Source organism: Trinickia soli (assembly GCF_002879855.1).
GTDB classification, from domain to species: Bacteria; Pseudomonadota; Gammaproteobacteria; order Burkholderiales; family Burkholderiaceae; genus Trinickia; species Trinickia soli.
On sequence record NZ_PNYB01000012.1, the window covers coordinates 93,674 to 111,911 of the forward strand.

Here is an 18,238-nt window from a genome sequence, read left to right on the forward strand (position 1 = left end):
CCATGTCCAATTTTCCGTTTGATCCGCAGTCAGAACTGAGTGAAGACGTGCTGTCCAGGTTTTACATCGATGGGCAGTGGGTGCAAGGTGGTTCGAGCGCTTCCTTCTCACTGGTCTCGCCGTCGACCGAAGTGGCATTTGCAACGGCTCGGCTGGCGGACACCGGCGATGTGGATAGAGCGGTGAATGCCGCGCGAAAGGCGTTCGACACAGGTCCCTGGCCGCGCATGTCCGGTACCGAACGCGCTGCTTGTCTACGACGGATGTCCGAGGCGCTCGGATTGCGCATCCCGCTTCTGTCGCGAATCTGGACCGCGGAGGTTGGCGCACCTGTCGGCTTCGCCGATATGTTCGCGCCTACCGCGACGGCGATGCTTGATTACTACGCCGGGTTAGCGTCGACATTCGCGTTCGAGGAAGTGCGTTCGACGCGAAATGGACAGGCGAGGATCATCCGCCAGCCGGTTGGCGTGGCGGCGCTGATTGCACCTTGGAATGCGCAGTTGCCGATTCTCTCGTATAAGCTCGGCGCCGCACTGGCAGCCGGATGCACGGTAGTGGTAAAGACCCCGCCGGAAACGCCGTTCGATGCACTTGTCGTTGCCGAATGTGCGCACGAGGCGGGTTTGCCGCCAGGCGTGCTCAACGTGATCGCTGCCGACGCGGCCCACGGCGCCTATCTGGTAGCGAAGCGGGAAGTGGACAAAGTGAGCTTTACCGGAAGTACCGCGACGGGAAAGCTGATTGCAAAAACCTGCGCAGACCGGCTCGCCCGGGTGACGCTCGAACTGGGGGGGAAATCCGCCGCCATCGTTCTCGACGATGCGGAGCTGGACCCCACGCTCGCCGCGTTGGCGCAGGTCACCATGCCCTTCTCGGGGCAGATTTGCTTCGCACAAACCCGGATTCTGGTTCCGCGTAGTCGCGAACGAGCCTTCATCGAAGCGTATAGCGCGGTCATTGGCGGCCTCGAGGTGGGCGACCCCTGGAGCATCAACACGCAAATCGGGCCGCTTGCGAATCGGCGTCAGCTCGATCGGGTGATGGGGTACATCGAAGCGGGTTACACGGAAGGAGCACGGGTCGTGACGGGCGGCGACCGTAGTCGCCGATTCGAAACGGGGTTTTTTGTCGAGCCTACGGTGTTCGCCGGCGTGACACCGCACATGACGATCGCGCGGGAAGAAATTTTCGGTCCTGTTGTTTCGATCATCGCGTACGACGACATTGATCAAGCGATCGAAATCGCGAACGACACGGATTTCGGCTTGAGCGGCACTGTTTTCACGAGTGACGTGGAGCGTGGTAGTGCAATCGCGCGCCGAATCAGGACTGGGAACGTCTCGGTCAATGGACTCGAGATCGCCCCGAACGCGCCGTTCGGCGGCTTCAAGCAGTCGGGGATTGGTCGGGAGGGGGGGCCGGAAGGTCTCGGTGCATTCCTCGAACACCAGGCGATTTATCTTCCCGTTCCTGTAACGCGCGCGACGACGGAGTGACGCGATGGACTACGACTACATTGTGATCGGCGCCGGCAGCGCCGGCTGCGTGACGGCGAGCCGGTTGGTTCATGAGTGGGGGGCGAAGGTGCTTCTGCTCGAGGCGGGGCCGCCGGCGAACAATGCGCTGATTCGCATGCCTGCCGGGACGTTCAAGATGCTCTTCGACGGTAGCCGCTATATCAAGAGATATGCATCGGCTCGTCAATCGTCGCTCGGAGACCGCGTGGTTTCTATTCCGCAGGGAAACGTTGTCGGCGGCGGAAGTTCGGTCAATGCGATGGCCTATACGAGAGGCTCGCGTGCCGACTATGAAAGCTGGGTCGCTGCAACCGGCGATTCCGGCTGGTCCTGGGATGGCCTCCTTCCATACTTCCGCAAGCAGGAAGGCAATCAACGTTTCGACAATGAAGCGCACGGCGCGGACGGCCCACTGAAGGTATCGGATCCGTTGTACAAGGTCGACGTAGCAGACCGGTTTGTGCGAGCCATGCAGCGCCAGGGCTTGCCGTTTGCGGCGGACTTCAATGCCGGATCCTTGCGCGGGGTGGGTTACATGCAGACCACCACGCACGCGGGACGGCGATGTAGTGCGGCAGATGCCTTTCTCGCTCCTGTGCTGTCCGATCCGCGCCTGTCCCTGATGACACGAGCGCGCGTCCAACGCATCGTCTTCAACGGCGACCGCGCTGTCGGCGTCGAGTATGCGATTGACGGTGTGCTCATGCAGGCAAGAGCGTCGGCCGAAGTGATCGTTTGTGCGGGCGCCTTCGCCACGCCGAAGCTGCTCATGTTGTCGGGCATCGGTCCGGTTGCGCATCTGCGCCAGCATGGGCTCGAAGTTCGCGTCGATTCCCCGGGAGTCGGCGAGCATCTGCAAGATCACAACGTTGCCGTCGTCTCGATGACGACTCGCGGGCAATATGGGTACTTCGGGGAAGACCGTGGGCGCCGCGCGCTGTTGAACGGACTCCGGTATCTCGCGTTCCACAACGGGCCCATCGCGTCGAACGGGGCCGAGACGATGGCTTTCGTCAATCTTCGTGAACCCGCGGGGGAACCGGATCTTCAGCTCTATTGCATTGGGGTTATGTGGCCGGATCCACAGGCGCCGAAGCCTACCTACGGGATGACATTGATGGCCAACCTCGTTCGGCCTCGATCTCGCGGGACCGTACGCCTCCGATCTGCAGATCCTGCGGACGACGCACTCGTCAACCCGAACTGGCTCTCCCATGATGAGGATACGGAGCGGCTTGTCGAAGCGATCCGGTATCTGAGATCGATCGCAGGAAGCGAACCGTTCGCATCCATCGTGGCACAGGAGGTCGGACCCGGACCCGCGCTCCAGTCGGACGATGAACTCGCCGACTACGTCCGGCGGACCACGGAGTCCAACTACCATCCCGTGGGCACGTGTCGCATGGGGCACCCTGACGATCCCATGTCGGTCTTGACCCCGGACCTCAAGGTAAAGGGCGTCAGCGGATTGCGCGTCTTCGATGCTTCGATGATGCCGTCGATTATCAGTTCGAATACGAATGCGACCGTGATGGCGGTGGCTGATCGTGCAGTCGACATGATGATGTCACCGACCACGATGACATCTCCGGCAGGCAGCAGCCTGCTGTCAACGCAGCCCGTGTGAGCCGGACGTTGGCAGGACACGGAGTGCCGCGGGTCAGGTCGAGCGTGAGTCGGAACGCGTTCCTCATGCGTCTTCGACGAGTATTCTTTTGCGAAAGCAGGCTATCCAAATGACGTCAAATGCACCCCGTCCGCTCGTCATGGTGACGCTGGATGGTTTGGTCGAACATGTCAATGACGCGTTCGTCGAATCACTCGGATGGCCTCGGGAATCACTGCTGCGGGTGGCAGCGTCGTCTTTGCTTGCGAATATACCGAAGGCCGTCCTGCTCGATATTCAACGGACGGTGCGCGCGAATCGCCCATGGGTCGGAATATTGCCTTATCGAACCGTGACCGACGAAGTTGTTTGGGCGCGTTCAAATCTTATGCCCGGCCGCTCCGGCAAACGGGCCATTGCGCTCATTGAGCCCATTGAGCCGGCGCAAAGCACTCAGGCGGCCCTTGCATACCGCACGATGGATGAAGCCAAACCCGGCTGGTCGATACGGGCGGGGAGAATCACGAGGAAACGATGGTACGGCGCGCCACGCAGAATTGGCCGCGCGAGTTTACGTTGGAAAGTCGCGGGTATTGTTTTCTTCCAATTTATAGCGTCGCTTGGAGCATGCATCGTTTCATTGCGGGGCGTCACATTGGAAACCGTGTGCATTGCCTTACTGCCGATTTTTGCCGGCAGCGGTTTGCTGTTGACAACGTTGTTTCATCGTCCTTTGAAAGAAATCACCAGAGTGGCCGTTGGTCTGGCTGCAGGACAACTGGACATTGCGCCGAGTGTAGCGGGCGATGGCGAGCCAAGGGATGTGCTGATCCTACTCAACCAGGCGATCCTGAATTTGCGCACTGCGGTTGCTGATGTACGGGACGGCGTCACGCAGGTATCGTCGGGCACCGAAACGCTCTCTGATGGAAATCGAGATTTATCGGCGAGAACCGAGCACCAGGTCGGCAGCGTTCAAGATACGGCGGCGAGCGTTGAACAGCTCAACGCTAGCATTTTCAACAATTCCCAATCATCCGCCGAGGCGGACAGGCTTGCGCGCGAGTCAACGCGTGCTGTGCGCGAGGGCGGACAGGCAGTGGAGCGCCTGATCGAGATCATGCGGAAGATCGATGCATCGAGTTCGGAAAGCGCCAGCATCGTTGGCGTAATAGACGCGATTGCATTTCAAACCAATATTCTTGCACTCAACGCCGCGGTTGAAGCGGCCCGTGCAGGACCCAGCGGACGGAGCTTTGCGATCGTCGCATCCGAAGTGCGTGCCCTTGCTCAGCGAAGTGCGACCGCCGCAAACCAGATTCGTGTCCTTGCAAATCGTAGCCTTGATCTGGCGCGGGAAGGACGCGTGGCGGCGGAGCAGGCGGGTGCAAGAATGCGGGAAACGGAAGCGGCCGTGGGGGTCGTCAGCAATCTGGTCGAAGAGATAAAGGATGCGTGCTCCGAACAAAGCCGCGCAATGGCACAGATCGAAGAGGCCATCGCTGCGATAGATCTGACAACGCAACAGAATTCGGCGCTCGTCAACTCGGTTGCATCGATCTCCGAGGAGATGCGCCAGCGATCGATGGGAGTCATGCAGGCCGTGTCGTTATTCGATATCTGACGCCGAGACGGAAGCTCGCAAGACGCGGTGTGGCGGGTTCTCATCGAGCGAGTCCTCCCGGCTTTGGCTGTGCTCCTTCCTCGTCACGCAGTAGCGGGCTCGTTGAGCGCGTAGCCTTCCATCTGGTTGCGCAAGGCGGCTTGAAAGGCCGGCCGTGCCTCGCACCGTTTGACGTAGGCGTCCAACAGCGGATACTCGCCGACCAGATTCGTATGCCGGATAAACCGAAGCACGCTGGTCATCAGGATGTCGGCCGCCGTGAAGCAACCCAGCAGATAATCGCGACCGTCAAGACACCCGGAAAGTGCGGCCAATCGAGTCTTTACATCGTCAACGGCTCCCGGTCGGCGCAGCGGTACCCACGCCTCGTCGCGGTGCAGCACGTCCATCGCAAAAAGATTCCAGATCGGCGGCTCGATGGTATTGAGTGCCGTGAACATCCAGGAGAGCGTTTCATTACGCCGGTCGACAGGCATGAGCGTCTCGCACCGTTCGGCGATGGCATGAACGATGGCGCCCGACTCGATCAAGGTTTGGTCATCGGACTCGAGCACGGGCACCAGGCCGAAAGGGTGTTTGCTGCGATAGGCAGCGGATTTCAACTCCCCGGTGCCGATCCACCGGCTGTCGTAAGCAAGCCCCGCCTCTTCGAGCGCCCAGCGCACGCGCAGATCGCGCACCAGCCCCTGGGCGAAAGGCGGTATCCAGCTGAAGCCCCACACAGCGATTTTTTCCATTTCGTTTCTCCACGTATCGCGTCATGTTGATGCCGGTGCTGCCGGCACGTCGGTTGGTGACCGTGGATAGACTGCCACCAGGCCAGCGGAGGCTGGGAGTGACAACTGTGGCGCGATTTCAGGCGCGCGGCGACGCCTGGTGGGAAGTCAACGAAGAATCTCTGCCGGCCCATCGAACAGCAGTACCGACGGGATCAGCCAAACCAGGCTGCGCCAAATGAGGTGCGGCGCCGTGATATCAGGCAGCGCGGTGCTGCCCTTCATCAGCGGTTCTCCCCGTTCACGCGTGTCTTCGCGGCCTCAGCCTCGAATACCGCGGTGAATACGCCGAGTCGGCCTTCCAGAAGGTTCCGCCCCAGGTTGGCGGCGAGCTGCGCGAAGTCCGGACCCATTACCACGCCAAGGTTCGGCGAAGGCGGCGGCCCCGACTCACGCAATTGGGTGATCCAGGCTTTGGCGGCTTCCGTGTCGTCTCGCGATGCCAGCGTTCGGAATCCCGCTTGTTCGATCGCCTCGCGCGTCGCGTCGGCCGTCATCAGGAAGCTGGTTGCTGGCGTTCTCGCCCAGGGCACAGGATAGTGCGGTTCGCCACCGTTTGCGACGACGTCGAACATCGCGAACGTACCGCCTGGTTTCAACACGCGTGCGATCTCCCGGTAAAGCCGTGCGCGATCGGCGATGTTCATCGCCACGTGCTGCAGCAAGGCGACGTCGAAATCGCAGTCGTCGAATGGCAGCGCCAACGCACTGCCCGTATGGAACGACACCCGTTCGCTTTGCCCTGTACGGTGGGTGAGATAGCGTGCCGCATCCACGAACGGTTCGCTGAGGTCGATACCTGTGACCCGGCATCCATAGGTCGCAGAGAGAAAACGGGCCGGCCCGCCAACGCCCGACCCGACATCCAGCACCGACATGTCGGCGGTGATGCCGGCCAACCCGGCAAGCTCGGCGGTAGCGGCAAGCCCGCGGGTATGAAATTGGTCGAGGGTACCCAGTTGTTGCGGAGTGAGCGGCTGATCCTCCGGCCAATGGGCTGCCAGTGCATGCTTCAGCCGCTCGGTCAGGCCGGTCGCGCGATAGTGATCGCGCACGTCATCAAGTACATCAGTCATTGCCAGGTTCCTCCACGGTATTGGCGAATGGATCAGGGCTTGCGAGCCCGGATTGACGCGACGCCTCGTCGGTAGCCGTAGGTGTACCATGACCGCTCGCGAGCGACTATTCACCACAATGTTCACGGGCTATGAAGCAGAACTTCACAGTCAGGCAGGGCGCGCTCGATGGCGTGGAGGTGTTTCTGAGCGTTGCTCAGCATCGCAGTTTTCGCCGGGCCGCCGCGCAATTGGGCATGACGCCGTCGGCTGTCAGCCAGGCGGTGCGCGTGCTCGAAGCGCGCATCGGCGCAGCGCTCTTCATTCGCACCACGCGTAGCGTCGGCCTGACCGAAGCAGGGGAACGGTTTCTTTCGCAGGCAAAGCCTGCCTTCGAAGAGCTGGTCGCCGCCAGCGAGGTTGCGCGCGGATTGGGCCAGCGGCCCACCGGGTTGCTGCGTCTTTCGGTGCCGCGCGCGGCGGTGCCGATCCTGCTTGAACCCCTGATTGCATCGTTCTGCCAGGCGTATTCCGAGGTCGAAGTGGAGATCGCCGCGACGAAGGAGTTGATCGATCTTGCGGCGGAAGGCTTTGACGCCGGCATCCGGCTGGGTCAATTCGTCGATGCCGACATGGTCGCCGTACCGATGACGCCGCCGTTTCGTCTCGTCGTTGTCGGCAGCCCTGCCTATTTCGCGGGTCGCACCCAGCCCCGGCACACGGACGAGTTGCGCCAACATGCGTGCGTGCGATGGCGGCGATCCAACGGGGCGCTCGCGCTATGGACATTCAACGACAGCGGCCATCCGATCGAAATCGCCGTAGCCGGTCCGCTCATCGCCAGTGATTTCTCCACCATGCTTGGCGCGGCAGTTGAAGGCGTCGGCTTGGCTCAGGTGCCCGAGCCGATTGCCGCGGAAGCGCTGAAAACGGGCAAGTTGGTGCAAGTGCTCGAGCCGTTCGCACCGATGACGCCCGGCGTATTTCTCTACTATCCAAGCCGCCGGCAGATCATGCCGAAGCTGCGCGCCTTCATCGATCATGTGAAGCGCCGCCGGGGAGACCTCGGCAACGTCGCGGGGGAAACGTGATTGGTGCCCGGCCAATGTGTGTGTAGGGCGGGCTGGACGGCCTGCCTGCCCCTACGCGCTTCTCCGCCGCGCCGCTCGACCTTGCGCCGCCTTCGTCCCCGCCAGAATCTCGTCGTGCATCTCGCGCAGCACCTCGACGAACGCCGCCGCCAGGCGTTCGCGCGGGCGGTGGGGCGGAAACAGCAAATAAGTCGGGAATATCACGGCCGGCGAGAACGGACGAATTGCCACGTCCGGCCCGACGAAATCCCGAGCGACGATCGGATGCGACAACGTCACACCCATCCCGCACCGCACCATCTCGCAACAGATCGCGGAATACTGCGCTTCGATTGCCAACACGCGCTCCACGCCCGCGCGCACGAATACTTCGTCCATCTGCGAACGCGTCCCGTCCCCGTGACAGAGCGAGATGAACGATTCGCCGCTCAGATCCGCAGGCGTGATCGAGGCTTTTTTCGCGAGGCGATGCTTGGCCGGCAGCACGCATACCGCTGCCACCTCCGATAGCAGCTCGACCTGGCAGCTCGACGACTCGCCGATGTACACCGCGACGCCCAAATCGCAGAATTGCGAGGCCGTCCAGTGGTTGACGGTGGCCGACGTATTGACGTGCAGCGACACGGTCACACCCGGATGCTGGCTTTGAAAGCGGCTGATGGCCCGCGGCACGAGGGCGAGGCCGGCCGATGGCACCGCAGCGATCCGCAAGCGCCCGCTGCCGAGGTTACGGATCTGCGCGGCGGCAGTTGCGAGCCCCTGCAGCCCCACATAAGCGCGCTCGACTTCGCGAAAGAAGGCCGTGCCTTCCGTGGTGGGCACGAGCCGTGCGCCCGTGCGTTGAAACAGCGTGAGTCCCGTGTCGCCTTCCAATTGCGAGATCAGTCGGCTCACATTCGGCTGAGACGTGAACAACGCCTTCGCCGCGGCCGTCATCGAGCCGGCCACCATGACGGCGCGAAACGCTTCGATCTGCTTGAGGTTCATCGCTTGTTCCCCCGTTCACGGCCCGCAGGCGCCATCATCGTCACGGCAAGGCCATATCATCTATGAATAGATCCGTATTTTATTCGTATTGGACGATATGGGTTGTGGCGCGCGAAACTGCAACGCATCGGCTCAAATCGTTTGCGCCGACGCGCTTAAAACCACATTGGAGATCGTCGTCATGAAGAACGCGTTGCGTCGTCCTTCCCTGTCCATGCCGCATGCCTTGCTGGCGGCGTTCGCGCTGTCGGGCGCGCTGGCGGCCACCGGCCGCGCTCACGCCGAATCGACGCTGTACGTAGCCAACGTCGGCGGCTCCAATGAACAGCTTTATCGACAAAAGATCGATCCGCCCTTCGAGAAAGCGCACAACGTGCGGATCGTCTATGTGGCGGGAAACTCGACCGATACGCTCGCGAAGCTGCAGGCGCAAAAAGGCCACGAGCAGATCAACGTCGCAGTGATGGACGACGGTCCCACCTATCAAGCCATGGCGCTCGGACTGTGCGGCAAAGTCGACGACGCCCCGGTCATGAGCGATCTTTATCCGCTCGCGCATTTGGGGCCGACCGCGGTCGGTATCGGTATGGTCGCGACGGGTATCGGCTATAACGAGAAGGCGTTCAAGAAGCTGGGCTTGCCCCCGCCCGATTCCTGGAGCGTGCTGACCGATGCGCGCCTGAAGGGAAAAATCGGCGTGCCGCCGATCACCAACACGTATGGGCTGCATACGCTCGTCATGCTCGCGCGCATGGCCGGCGGCGGGGAAAAGAACATCGACCCGGGCTTCGAGACGATGACCACGAAGGTGGCGCCGAACGTGCTGTCATGGGCGCCGACGCCGGGTGAAATGGACGGCCTGATGCAATCGGGCGACGTGATCCTCGCGCCGTATGGAAGCGGCCGCGCCGTGGCGCTTCAGAACACGGGCTTTCCGCTCAAGTTCATCTACCCGAAGCAAGGCGGCGTGGCGCTGCAAGTGGCCGCATGCGTTGTAGCGCAGAACGCTCAGCCCGAACTCTCGCAGCAGTTCGTTCAGTACTTGTTGAGCCCGCAGGTGCAGGCGATGCAGGCCGAAGACATCGGGCTCGGGCCGGTCAACAAGACGGTGAAGCTGTCGCCGCAAGTAGCCGCGCGCGTGCCATACGGCCCCGATCAGATCGCGAAGCTCACGACGGTCGATTGGGCCACCGTCAATGAGCATCGCACTCAATGGACTGAACGGTGGAATCGTTCGGTCGAGCACTGATTGACGCTTGCGCGAGCGGTGCGCGTGGTGCGCACTGCATGCCTCACATGAAGGATGGACGCAGATGAGCTTTCTCTCCCTGCAAGGTATTTCGAAGCGGTACGGCGATTTCACAGCGATCGAGCAACTCGACCTGGAGGTCGAACGGGGCGAATTCTTGTCGCTGCTCGGCCCGTCGGGCTGCGGCAAGACCACGACGCTGCAGATGGTGGCCGGCTTCGTTACGCCGAGCACCGGCCGCATTTTGCTCGACGGCCGTGACATCACGAATGAGCGCCCGGAGAAGCGCGGCATCGGCGTCGTGTTTCAAAGCTATGCGCTGTTTCCGCACATGACCGTGGCCGGCAATGTCGGCTTCGGCCTGGAAATGCGCAAGATGAAGCGCGAGCAGCGCGCACAACGCATCGCCGAGACACTCGAACTCGTGCATTTGACCGGGCTCGATGCGCGCTATCCGAAGGAGCTCTCGGGCGGGCAGCGGCAACGTGTGGCAATTGCCCGTGCGATCGCGATGCAGCCCGAGCTCTTACTGCTCGACGAGCCGATGTCGAACCTCGATGCGAAGCTACGCGAGGAAATGCATATCGAGCTGCGTGCGATTCAGAAGCGGCTCGGCATCACGACGATTCTCGTGACGCACGATCAGGTGGAGGCGATGACGATGAGCGATCGCATCGCCGTCATGCACGGAGGGAAGATCGCGCAACTGAGCACGCCGTTCGAGGCCTACGAACGTCCGGCTACGCCGTTCGCCTCGACCTTCCTCGGCCGCACCAACACCCTCGCGGGCCAGGTGCTGCGCAATAACCCCCGCTGTGCGGAGGTGGAGGTGGCGGGTGCCACGTTGCACGTGCCGCGCGAGGGACGCGATGTCACCGGCGCCGTCAACGTGTATATCCGCCCCGAGAAGGTGCGCATCGCCAACGGCGACGCGCGGGTGTGGGGACGTGTCGCGACGCGCGTGTTCGTGGGCAATCAGTGGCTGCTCGTCGTCGAAACCTCGCTCGGCAGGCTTCATGTCGCGCAGCCCAACCACGGCGCGCCGCCACCCGATGAAGGGCAAGACGTGGGGCTGGCCTGGACCGACGACGACCTGCGCGTATTGAGCCCGGAGGGCAATCATGGCCACGCTTGACGACGCGCGCGGCGGTGCCGCGCCCTGGCTGCTGTCCGCACCCGCGCTGCTGCTTTTCGCTGCGTTGCTGCTGGTCCCGCTGCTGCTGACGTTCGTGCTGTCGTTTCACGTCTTTCGCGACATGGCGGGCGTGCAGCCGGGCTACACGCTGCGCAACTATCTGCAGGTCGTGACCGATCCGTACTACGGCACAATCTTTCTGCGCACGGGCGCGCTCGCGTTCGCCGTGACGCTGCTCTCGATCGTGCTCGGCGTGCCGGAGACGATCGTGCTCGCTCGGATGCGCAGGCCGTGGCAGTCGATTTGCCTGCTGATCGTCATCGGGCCGCTGTTGATCTCCGTCGTCGTGCGCACGCTGGGCTGGCAGATCCTGCTCGGCAACAACGGCGTGATCAACAAGCTGCTGCAGGCCTTCGGCATCACCGACGAACCGATTCGCTTCGTCTTCACGATGACCGGTGTGGTCGTTGCGCTCACGCACGTGCTCGTGCCGTTCATGGTGATGTCGGTCTGGGCCACGCTGCAAAAGCTCGATCCGCAGGTGGAGTGGGCCGGCCGTTCGCTCGGCGCCTCGCCGCTGCGCGTGTTTCGGCGCGTCGTGCTGCCGCAGATTCTGCCCGGTGTGCTGTCGGGCTCGATCATCGTCTTCGCGCTCTCGGCCTCCGCATTCGCCACGCCCGCGCTCATCGGCGGGCGGCGACTGAAGGTGGTTGCCACGGCCGCTTACGACGAGTTTCTCGGCACGCTCAATTGGCCGCTCGGCGCGAGCATCGCAGTGCTGTTGCTGATCGCGAACGTTGCGATCGTCATGGGCTGCAGCCGGCTTGCCGAACGTCGCTTCAAGCACGTCTTCGATTGAGGGGGAAGCGATGAAGCAAAACGGATTCTTCTCGCTCGTCTATAACGCGTTCTTTCTGACGTTCATCCTTGCGCCGCTCGTCGTCGTGATGCTGGTCGCGTTTACGGATAAGGGCTATATCTCGATGCCGTTCCACGGCGCGTCGCTGCGTTGGTTCCGCGCGATTCTCGAAGACGACGACATCGTCTCGTCGTTCTGGCTGTCGGTGCGGCTCGCATTTTCGGCGGCGACGATCGGCGTGGCGCTCGCGGTGCCAGCCGCGCTCGCCATTGCACGCTATCGCTTCCGCGGACGCGGGGCAGTAATGGCGTTCTTTCTGTCGCCGATGATGATTCCCGCCGTCGTGCTCGGCATCGCATTTCTGCGGTTCTTATCCCTGCTCGGGGTTGGCGGATCGTTTTGGGCGCTCGTCTGCACGCACGTCGTGATCGTACTGCCCTATGCGCTGCGTCTCACGCTGTCGTCGGTGGTGGGGCTCGACCGTGATGCCGAGCGCGCCGCGCTGTCGTGCGGAGCGGGTCGCTTCACGGCATTTCGCCGAGTCGTGCTGCCGATGATCATGACCGGCGTCGCCGGCGGTTGGCTGTTGTCGTTCATCCAGAGTTTCGACGAGCTGACCATGACGATCTTCGTCGCCACGCCTGGCACGACGACGCTTCCGGTTGCCATGTACAACGCGATCGCGCAGACGATCGACCCGCTCGTCGCCTCGGTGTCGGCCGTGTTGATCGTGGGGACCGTGCTGCTGATGGTGATCCTCGACCGCCTGGTTGGGCTGGACCGTATCCTGATTGGGGAAGTTCGATGACATTGAAGGCATCTCCGAGCGCCGATGTGCTTGTGATCGGCGGCGGGCTGGTCGGCTCGGCGCTTGCATACGGGCTTGCGCGCGAGGGCGTGCGCGTGACGGTGCTCGACGAAGGCGACGGCGGTTTTCGCGCATCGCGCGGCAACTTCGGACTCGTATGGATTCAGGGCAAAGGATATGGCCTGACGCCCTATGCGCGCTGGTCGCGCGGCTCTGCCTCTCGCTGGCCCGGGTTGGCCACGGGCTTGCTCGACGATGCCGGCATCGATGTCGCGCTGCGTCAGCCCGGCGGTTTTCATTTCTGCTTCTCCGACGCCGAATTGACCGAACGCCACAAGCGTTTGTCGACACTGCGGCAAGAGATTGGCGATTACCCGTTCGAACTGCTCGACCACCGCGAAGTGCGCGATCGCGTGCCCGGCATCGGGCCGGCGGTCATCGGCGCCAGTTACACGCCGATGGATGGCCACGTCAATCCGCTGAAACTGCTGCGGGCGTTGCATGCGGGTATGCAGCGGCGGCGCGTCGAGCTCGTATCGGGAGAACGAGTGGCCGGGATCGAACCGTCCGCCGGTGCGCATGGCGGGTTCGAGGTGAGGACCGATCGCAATACCTATCGCGCTGCGCGGCTCGTGCTGGCTGCCGGTCTCGGCAATCGCGCGCTCGCGCCGCTCGTAGGGCTCGACGCACCGGTCTCGCCCAATCGTGGGCAAGTGCTCGTCAGTGAGCGCGTTGCTCCGTTCTTGCACTATCCGACGTTGAACGTGCGTCAGACCGATGAAGGCACCGTGCAGTTCGGCGACTCGATGGAGGAGGTCGGTCTCAACGACTTCACAACCACGCGCGTACTCGGCGACATCGCGCGGCGCGGCGTGCGGACTTTCCCCATGCTGCGCGACGTGCGGCTGGTGCGGACCTGGGCGGCGCTGCGCGTCTATAGCCCGGACGGGTTTCCGATCTACGAACAATCGGCAGCGCATCCGGGCGCCTTCGTCGTGACCTGCCACAGCGGCGTCACGCTTGCCGCCGCGCATGCATTGCGTCTCGCGCCCTGGATCGCGGGCGGCCCGATGCCCGACGAACTACCGGCTTTTTCCGCGCGGCGCTTCATGCGTGCCGCCGTACCGATCTCCGCTCACTGAAACCACCATGAGTTGCCAATCGACACATCCCCTGTTCAAACCGTTGACCGGCGCCGAGGCGCTGGTCGACATCTGGTTCAACGACGAGCCGCTTTCAGTGCCGGGCGAGCGCTCGGTCGCAGCCGCATTGCTCGCAGCCGGCGTGTCGCGCTTTCGCGCGACGCCCGTCTCGGGCTCGCCGCGCGCACCGTATTGCATGATGGGCGCGTGCTTCGAATGTCTCGTTGAAATCGACGGCGTGCCGAGCCGACAAAGTTGCATGGTGCAGGTGCGCGCAGGCATGCGCATTTATTCGCAGGAAGGCGCGCGCGACTTGCCGCCGTTGAACGCCGACGCAGCGGAGCATCATCATGACCGCTGATTTCTCTCCGGAAAAGGTGGATGTGGTCGTCGTGGGGGCCGGACCGGCTGGAATGAGCGCGGCCACGCGGGCGGCCGGCGCGGGCCTTTCCGTGGTGTTGCTCGATGAACAGGATGCCGTGGGCGGGCAGATCTACCGCGCCATCGGCCGTGCCGATACGCGCCGCAAGGAAATACTCGGCGCCGATTACGCGGCCGGCTCGCCGATCGCCGAAGCGTTCGCTCGCTCGGGCGCGCGGCACGTTGCGAACGCGTCGGTATGGCAGGTCACGCGCGAGCGCTCGGTGCATTACCTCAAGGATGGCAAGGTTGGCAGCTTCGAGGCGAAGCGCATCATTCTGGCAAGCGGAGCGCTTGAACGTCCGTTTCCGATTCCGGGCTGGACGCTGCCCGGCGTGCTGACGGCAGGCGCCGCGCAGATTCTGCTCAAGAGCGCCGGAGAAGTGCCGGCCGCCGCGCCGGTGCTGGCCGGGTGCGGACCGCTGCTGTACTTGCTGGGATGGCAATATGTGCGTGCCGGAGTGCCGATTCGCGCACTCGTGGATACGACGCGCCACGAAGATCGCTGGCGAGCCAAGCGTCATTTGTTCTCGGCGTTGCGCGCGTGGCCTTTTCTGAGCAAGGGCCTGCAACTGATTCGTACATTGCGCGCGGCCGGCGTGCCGATGTACGAGGGCGCCGACGATCTGCGCATTGAAGGCAAGACGGCAAGCGACGGGGTGCAGCGGGCGTCCGCACTCACTTTCTCGACAGCGAGCGGCGCGCATCGTGTCGAAGCCGACGTGATTCTGCTGCATCAAGGCGTTGTGCCGAATACGCAATTCACGCATGCCTTGCGCGCTGCGCATCGCTGGGACGATGCTCAGTTGTGCTTCACACCGCAAACGGATCAATGGGGCGAACTCGATGTGCCGGGCATCTTCGTCGCGGGCGACGGTGCGGGAATCGGCGGGGCGCAGGCCGCCTTTGAACAGGGTGCGCTTGCGGCGCTTGCGGTGGCGTCTCAACTCGGCGCGCTCGATGTCGCGGTACGCGATCGCGAAGCGGCGTCGTATCGCGCGGCGCTCGCGCGCGTGATGCGCATCCGTCCTTTCCTCGACAGCCTCTATCGGCCGCGCGACGTCAATCGCATTCCTGCCGACAGCACGATCGTCTGCCGCTGCGAGGAAGTCACGGCCGGCGATCTGCGCGGCTTCGTGGCACTCGGGTGTGTCGGGCCGAACCAGGCGAAATCGTTCGGACGTTGCGGCATGGGCCCGTGTCAAGGACGCATGTGCGGGCTGACGGTCACGGAGGTGATCGCCGATGCGCGCAAGGTATCGCCGGCCGAAGTGGGCTATTACCGCATTCGGCCGCCGATCAAGCCGCTTACGCTCGGAGAGCTCGCCGGTGAATGAGATTTCGCAACAGGGCGCGGGCGTGGTGCAGGAGGCTGACGTTCTCGTGATAGGCGGTGGGCTGCACGGCACGAGCAGCGCATTCCACCTGGCGTGCGGCGGGGCGAGCGTGATCGTATTGGAGGCCGACTATGTGGCGCGCCATTCGTCGGGCGTCAACGCCGGTGGTGTGCGTACGCTCGGGCGGCCGCTGCCGGAGATTCCACTCGCGCTGATGTCGCGCGAGATGTGGCATACGTTGCCCGAGATCGTGGGTGACGATGGCGGCTTCGTACCGTCGGGTCAGTTGAAGATCGCGGAAACGCAAGCGGAATTCGAGGAGTGCCGCGAGCGCGTGGACCTGCTCGAAGCGCACGGCTTTACGCATGAAAAGCTGATCGATCGCGAGATGGTGCTCGAGTTGGAGCCCGCGCTCGCGCCTCACGTGACAGGTGGCATCTGGGTCGAACGCGACGGTTATGCGCTGCCGTTTCGGACGACGACGGCGTTTCGGCTTGCCGCGCAGCGGCGGGGCGTTAGCTTTCATGAAGGCACGCCGGTGGCGCGCATCGAGCAACGCGGCGAGCGCTGGTACGTGCAGACGCCGCGAGGCTGGTTCGCAGCGGGGAAAATGCTCATTGCGGCCGGCGCATGGTCGGGCGATCTGGCGCTTCAGGCTGGCGAACCCGTGCCTGTTCATCCAGAGGGATTGATGCTGATGGTCACGCATCGCGTCGCACCCTTTTGCAAGGCCACGCTCGGTGCAACCGGGCGACCGCTGTCGTTCAAGCAGTTCCACAACGGTACGGTCGTGATCGGCGGCAAATTGATCGGTGTGGCGGATTTGCCAGGCAGACACGGCGAAGTCGACTTCATGCGTCTCGTGAAGAGCGCCCAGACCGTGGTCGATCTATTCCCGCATCTGCGCCACCTTGGTATCAATCGCGCGTGGGCCGGTGTCGAAGCGTTTACCGATGACGCGCTGCCGGTTATTTCAGCGAGCCGTACAGCGTCGAATCTCTACTACTCGTTCGGTTATTGCGGCAGCGGATTTCAGTTGGGTCCGGCTTGCGGGCAGCTCGTGGCCCAGATGATGATCGATGGCACCACTTCGCTGCCGCTCGATGCCTTTGCGATCGACCGATCGTTTGCAGTGACCGATGCGAGCCCAATGCCGAGCACCGCTGGCCATCACCCGGTGGCTTAGCGTTCTCGCATTCATCTTCAATTCGTTTCAATCCACAAGGAGTCAAACAGATGTCCGATATCGTCCGCATCGATACCAATCAACGCATGAGCCGCGTCGTGAAGGCCGCGGGCCTCGTGTTCATCGGTGGCCAGACCTCGGCAGATCCCGCCCCCGATGTGAAAGTGCAGACCGCAAAGGTACTTGAGAAAATCGACGGGTTTCTGGAAAAGGCGGGCATCGACAAAACGCGGCTTGTGTCGGCTCAGGTCTGGCTGGCGAACATCGAGCGCGATTTCGCAGGCATGAACGAGGTGTGGGACGCATGGGTCCCGCAAGGCTGCGCGCCGACGCGGGCCACCGTGGAAGCAAAGCTTGCGGCCCCGCATCTGCTCGTCGAAATTGCGGTGGTGGCGCTGGGTTGAAATCGGTGGGGCGGTCGATAAGTAGTTCACCTCGGCAATGCGTGTCTCGAGGGACGGCACGTGCTTGCGCAGAAGCTGTTCATACTGGCCGCCACCGGCGGATTGATGGCCGCAAGATGGTCGAGCGCCCTCGTGTTCACGAGGGTGTGAGCAACGAGTTGCGGGAAGACATGCATATCGACCCGCCTGTCGTGGAGCGGCACAACTAAACCGCAGGCACGCTACCGAGGCGTGTGAGCACCTTCCATACGAGGCCGCGGATCGCCGCGTACAAAGCACACCACTCATGCCACAGTGGGTTGACCTGTGTCAGTGTTTCCCGGGCCGCAACCAGTAGTATTTCAATTGGACTGACCACGCTGGGCGCTGTCGACCACGACACTGCAAGGCATGCATTTGCTTTGGTACAGAGCGTCTATCGTGTACTTGACCCATTTCCGTGGAGCACGCCATGGCCGACCCACTTGCCGTATGGCACACCGAGCACATTAATTTCGCCCGGCTACTCGACATTCTGCAAGAACAGGTAGCGGCGCTCGACCGGGGTGTGAGCCCGAATTACGCGCTCATGGGCGATATCCTTTACTACATGCGGAATTTTTCCGATCGTGTCCATCATCCGCGGGAGGATGTTGCGTACGCGCGGCTTGCTGAGCGGGATCCCGGGACGCAAATTGTGGTGAACCGCCTTCTGCAGGAGCATCGCGTGATTGCCACGGCCGGCGATGAACTCCTGATTCGTATCAATGAAGCCGCGGGAGATGTTGTCATCTCGCGCACGGCTCTGGAGGCGGCCGCGGCGACGTATCTTGTGTACTATCGTCATCACCTTTCCACTGAGGAGCGAGACGTGATGCCTCGCGCTGCGCAGGTGCTGACAGAACAGGACTGGGCCGCAGTCGATGCGGCCGTACCGGCTAGTCCCGATCCGCTTTTCGGAGAGAATGCACTGGAGCGCTTCGATGCGCTTCGAAGGCAGATCGCTCTGGACGCGCAGGTGCCAAAGGATCTGGGCCAGCCACCGGACCTTCATTGATTG

General features: G+C 62.9%; 17 protein-coding genes. 14 read left to right on the forward strand and 3 right to left on the reverse strand.

What is annotated here, in order from left to right:
* Positions 1-2 precede the first annotated feature (2 nt).
* The 3 genes from C0Z19_RS15485 (at position 3) to C0Z19_RS15495 (ending at position 4,750) form a co-directional block, all read left to right on the forward strand.
* Entirely contained in the window at positions 3-1,499 is a 1,497-nt protein-coding gene (locus C0Z19_RS15485) for an aldehyde dehydrogenase (protein ID WP_102610713.1), read from the forward strand.
* A gap of 4 nt (positions 1,500-1,503) precedes the next feature.
* Positions 1,504-3,147, forward strand: coding sequence for a GMC family oxidoreductase (locus tag C0Z19_RS15490; protein WP_102610714.1), 1,644 nt, complete (start codon positions 1,504-1,506; stop codon positions 3,145-3,147).
* Between the two features lie 88 nt (positions 3,148-3,235).
* Entirely contained in the window at positions 3,236-4,750 is a 1,515-nt protein-coding gene (locus tag C0Z19_RS15495; RefSeq protein WP_146012078.1) for a methyl-accepting chemotaxis protein, read from the forward strand.
* An 83-nt stretch (positions 4,751-4,833) separates the two neighbouring features.
* Here the strand turns inward: C0Z19_RS15495 and C0Z19_RS15500 are convergent, their stop codons facing one another.
* The gene (locus C0Z19_RS15500) at positions 4,834-5,487 is read right to left on the reverse strand and encodes a glutathione S-transferase family protein (RefSeq protein ID WP_102610716.1); all 654 of its coding nucleotides are present in this window, start codon (positions 5,485-5,487) and stop codon (positions 4,834-4,836) included.
* A gap of 263 nt (positions 5,488-5,750) precedes the next feature.
* Positions 5,751-6,602 carry a class I SAM-dependent methyltransferase gene (locus C0Z19_RS15505; RefSeq protein ID WP_102610717.1) on the reverse strand — a complete coding sequence of 284 codons (852 nt, stop codon included), beginning with the start codon at positions 6,600-6,602 and terminating at the stop codon, positions 5,751-5,753.
* 131 nt (positions 6,603-6,733) lie between these two features.
* On the opposite strand from C0Z19_RS15505, the gene C0Z19_RS15510 reads away from it, so the two are divergent.
* Positions 6,734-7,672: a LysR family transcriptional regulator gene (locus tag C0Z19_RS15510; RefSeq protein ID WP_102610718.1), complete on the forward strand. Its 939-nt coding sequence runs from the start codon at positions 6,734-6,736 to the stop codon at positions 7,670-7,672.
* 51 nt (positions 7,673-7,723) lie between these two features.
* Here the strand turns inward: C0Z19_RS15510 and C0Z19_RS15515 are convergent, their stop codons facing one another.
* Positions 7,724-8,659 carry a LysR substrate-binding domain-containing protein gene (locus tag C0Z19_RS15515; protein ID WP_102610719.1) on the reverse strand — a complete coding sequence of 312 codons (936 nt, stop codon included), beginning with the start codon at positions 8,657-8,659 and terminating at the stop codon, positions 7,724-7,726.
* Positions 8,660-8,840: 181 nt separating this feature from the next.
* Here C0Z19_RS15515 and C0Z19_RS15520 point away from each other — a divergent pair, with 181 nt between their 5' ends.
* The 10 genes from C0Z19_RS15520 to C0Z19_RS15565 all read left to right on the forward strand — a co-directional run bounded on the left by C0Z19_RS15520 (position 8,841) and on the right by C0Z19_RS15565 (position 18,235).
* The gene (locus tag C0Z19_RS15520; protein WP_102610815.1) at positions 8,841-9,908 is read left to right on the forward strand and encodes an ABC transporter substrate-binding protein; all 1,068 of its coding nucleotides are present in this window, start codon (positions 8,841-8,843) and stop codon (positions 9,906-9,908) included.
* 64 nt (positions 9,909-9,972) lie between these two features.
* On the forward strand, positions 9,973-11,043 hold the full coding sequence (locus C0Z19_RS15525) for an ABC transporter ATP-binding protein (protein ID WP_102610720.1): 1,071 nt from the start codon (positions 9,973-9,975) through the stop codon (positions 11,041-11,043).
* Complete coding sequence (locus C0Z19_RS15530; RefSeq protein WP_102610721.1) at positions 11,030-11,902, forward strand: ABC transporter permease; 873 nt, start codon at positions 11,030-11,032, stop codon at positions 11,900-11,902. The genes C0Z19_RS15525 and C0Z19_RS15530 overlap by 14 nt, the downstream gene beginning before the upstream one ends.
* A gap of 10 nt (positions 11,903-11,912) precedes the next feature.
* Complete coding sequence (locus C0Z19_RS15535) at positions 11,913-12,710, forward strand: ABC transporter permease (protein WP_102610722.1); 798 nt, start codon at positions 11,913-11,915, stop codon at positions 12,708-12,710.
* Positions 12,707-13,852, forward strand: a complete 1,146-nt coding sequence (locus tag C0Z19_RS15540; protein WP_102610723.1) for an NAD(P)/FAD-dependent oxidoreductase — start codon at positions 12,707-12,709, stop codon at positions 13,850-13,852. Before C0Z19_RS15535 ends, C0Z19_RS15540 begins: the two co-directional genes overlap by 4 nt.
* A gap of 7 nt (positions 13,853-13,859) precedes the next feature.
* Complete coding sequence (locus tag C0Z19_RS15545; protein WP_102610724.1) at positions 13,860-14,213, forward strand: (2Fe-2S)-binding protein; 354 nt, start codon at positions 13,860-13,862, stop codon at positions 14,211-14,213.
* Positions 14,203-15,609, forward strand: a complete 1,407-nt coding sequence (locus tag C0Z19_RS15550) for an FAD-dependent oxidoreductase (protein ID WP_102610725.1) — start codon at positions 14,203-14,205, stop codon at positions 15,607-15,609. Before C0Z19_RS15545 ends, C0Z19_RS15550 begins: the two co-directional genes overlap by 11 nt.
* Complete coding sequence (locus tag C0Z19_RS15555) at positions 15,602-16,795, forward strand: NAD(P)/FAD-dependent oxidoreductase (protein ID WP_233196156.1); 1,194 nt, start codon at positions 15,602-15,604, stop codon at positions 16,793-16,795. Before C0Z19_RS15550 ends, C0Z19_RS15555 begins: the two co-directional genes overlap by 8 nt.
* A gap of 50 nt (positions 16,796-16,845) precedes the next feature.
* Positions 16,846-17,199: a RidA family protein gene (locus C0Z19_RS15560; RefSeq protein ID WP_102610726.1), complete on the forward strand. Its 354-nt coding sequence runs from the start codon at positions 16,846-16,848 to the stop codon at positions 17,197-17,199.
* A 451-nt stretch (positions 17,200-17,650) separates the two neighbouring features.
* A complete protein-coding gene (locus C0Z19_RS15565; RefSeq protein WP_102610727.1) occupies positions 17,651-18,235 on the forward strand; it encodes a hemerythrin domain-containing protein in 585 nt (194 codons plus the stop codon).
* The last annotated feature ends 3 nt before the right edge of the window (positions 18,236-18,238 follow it).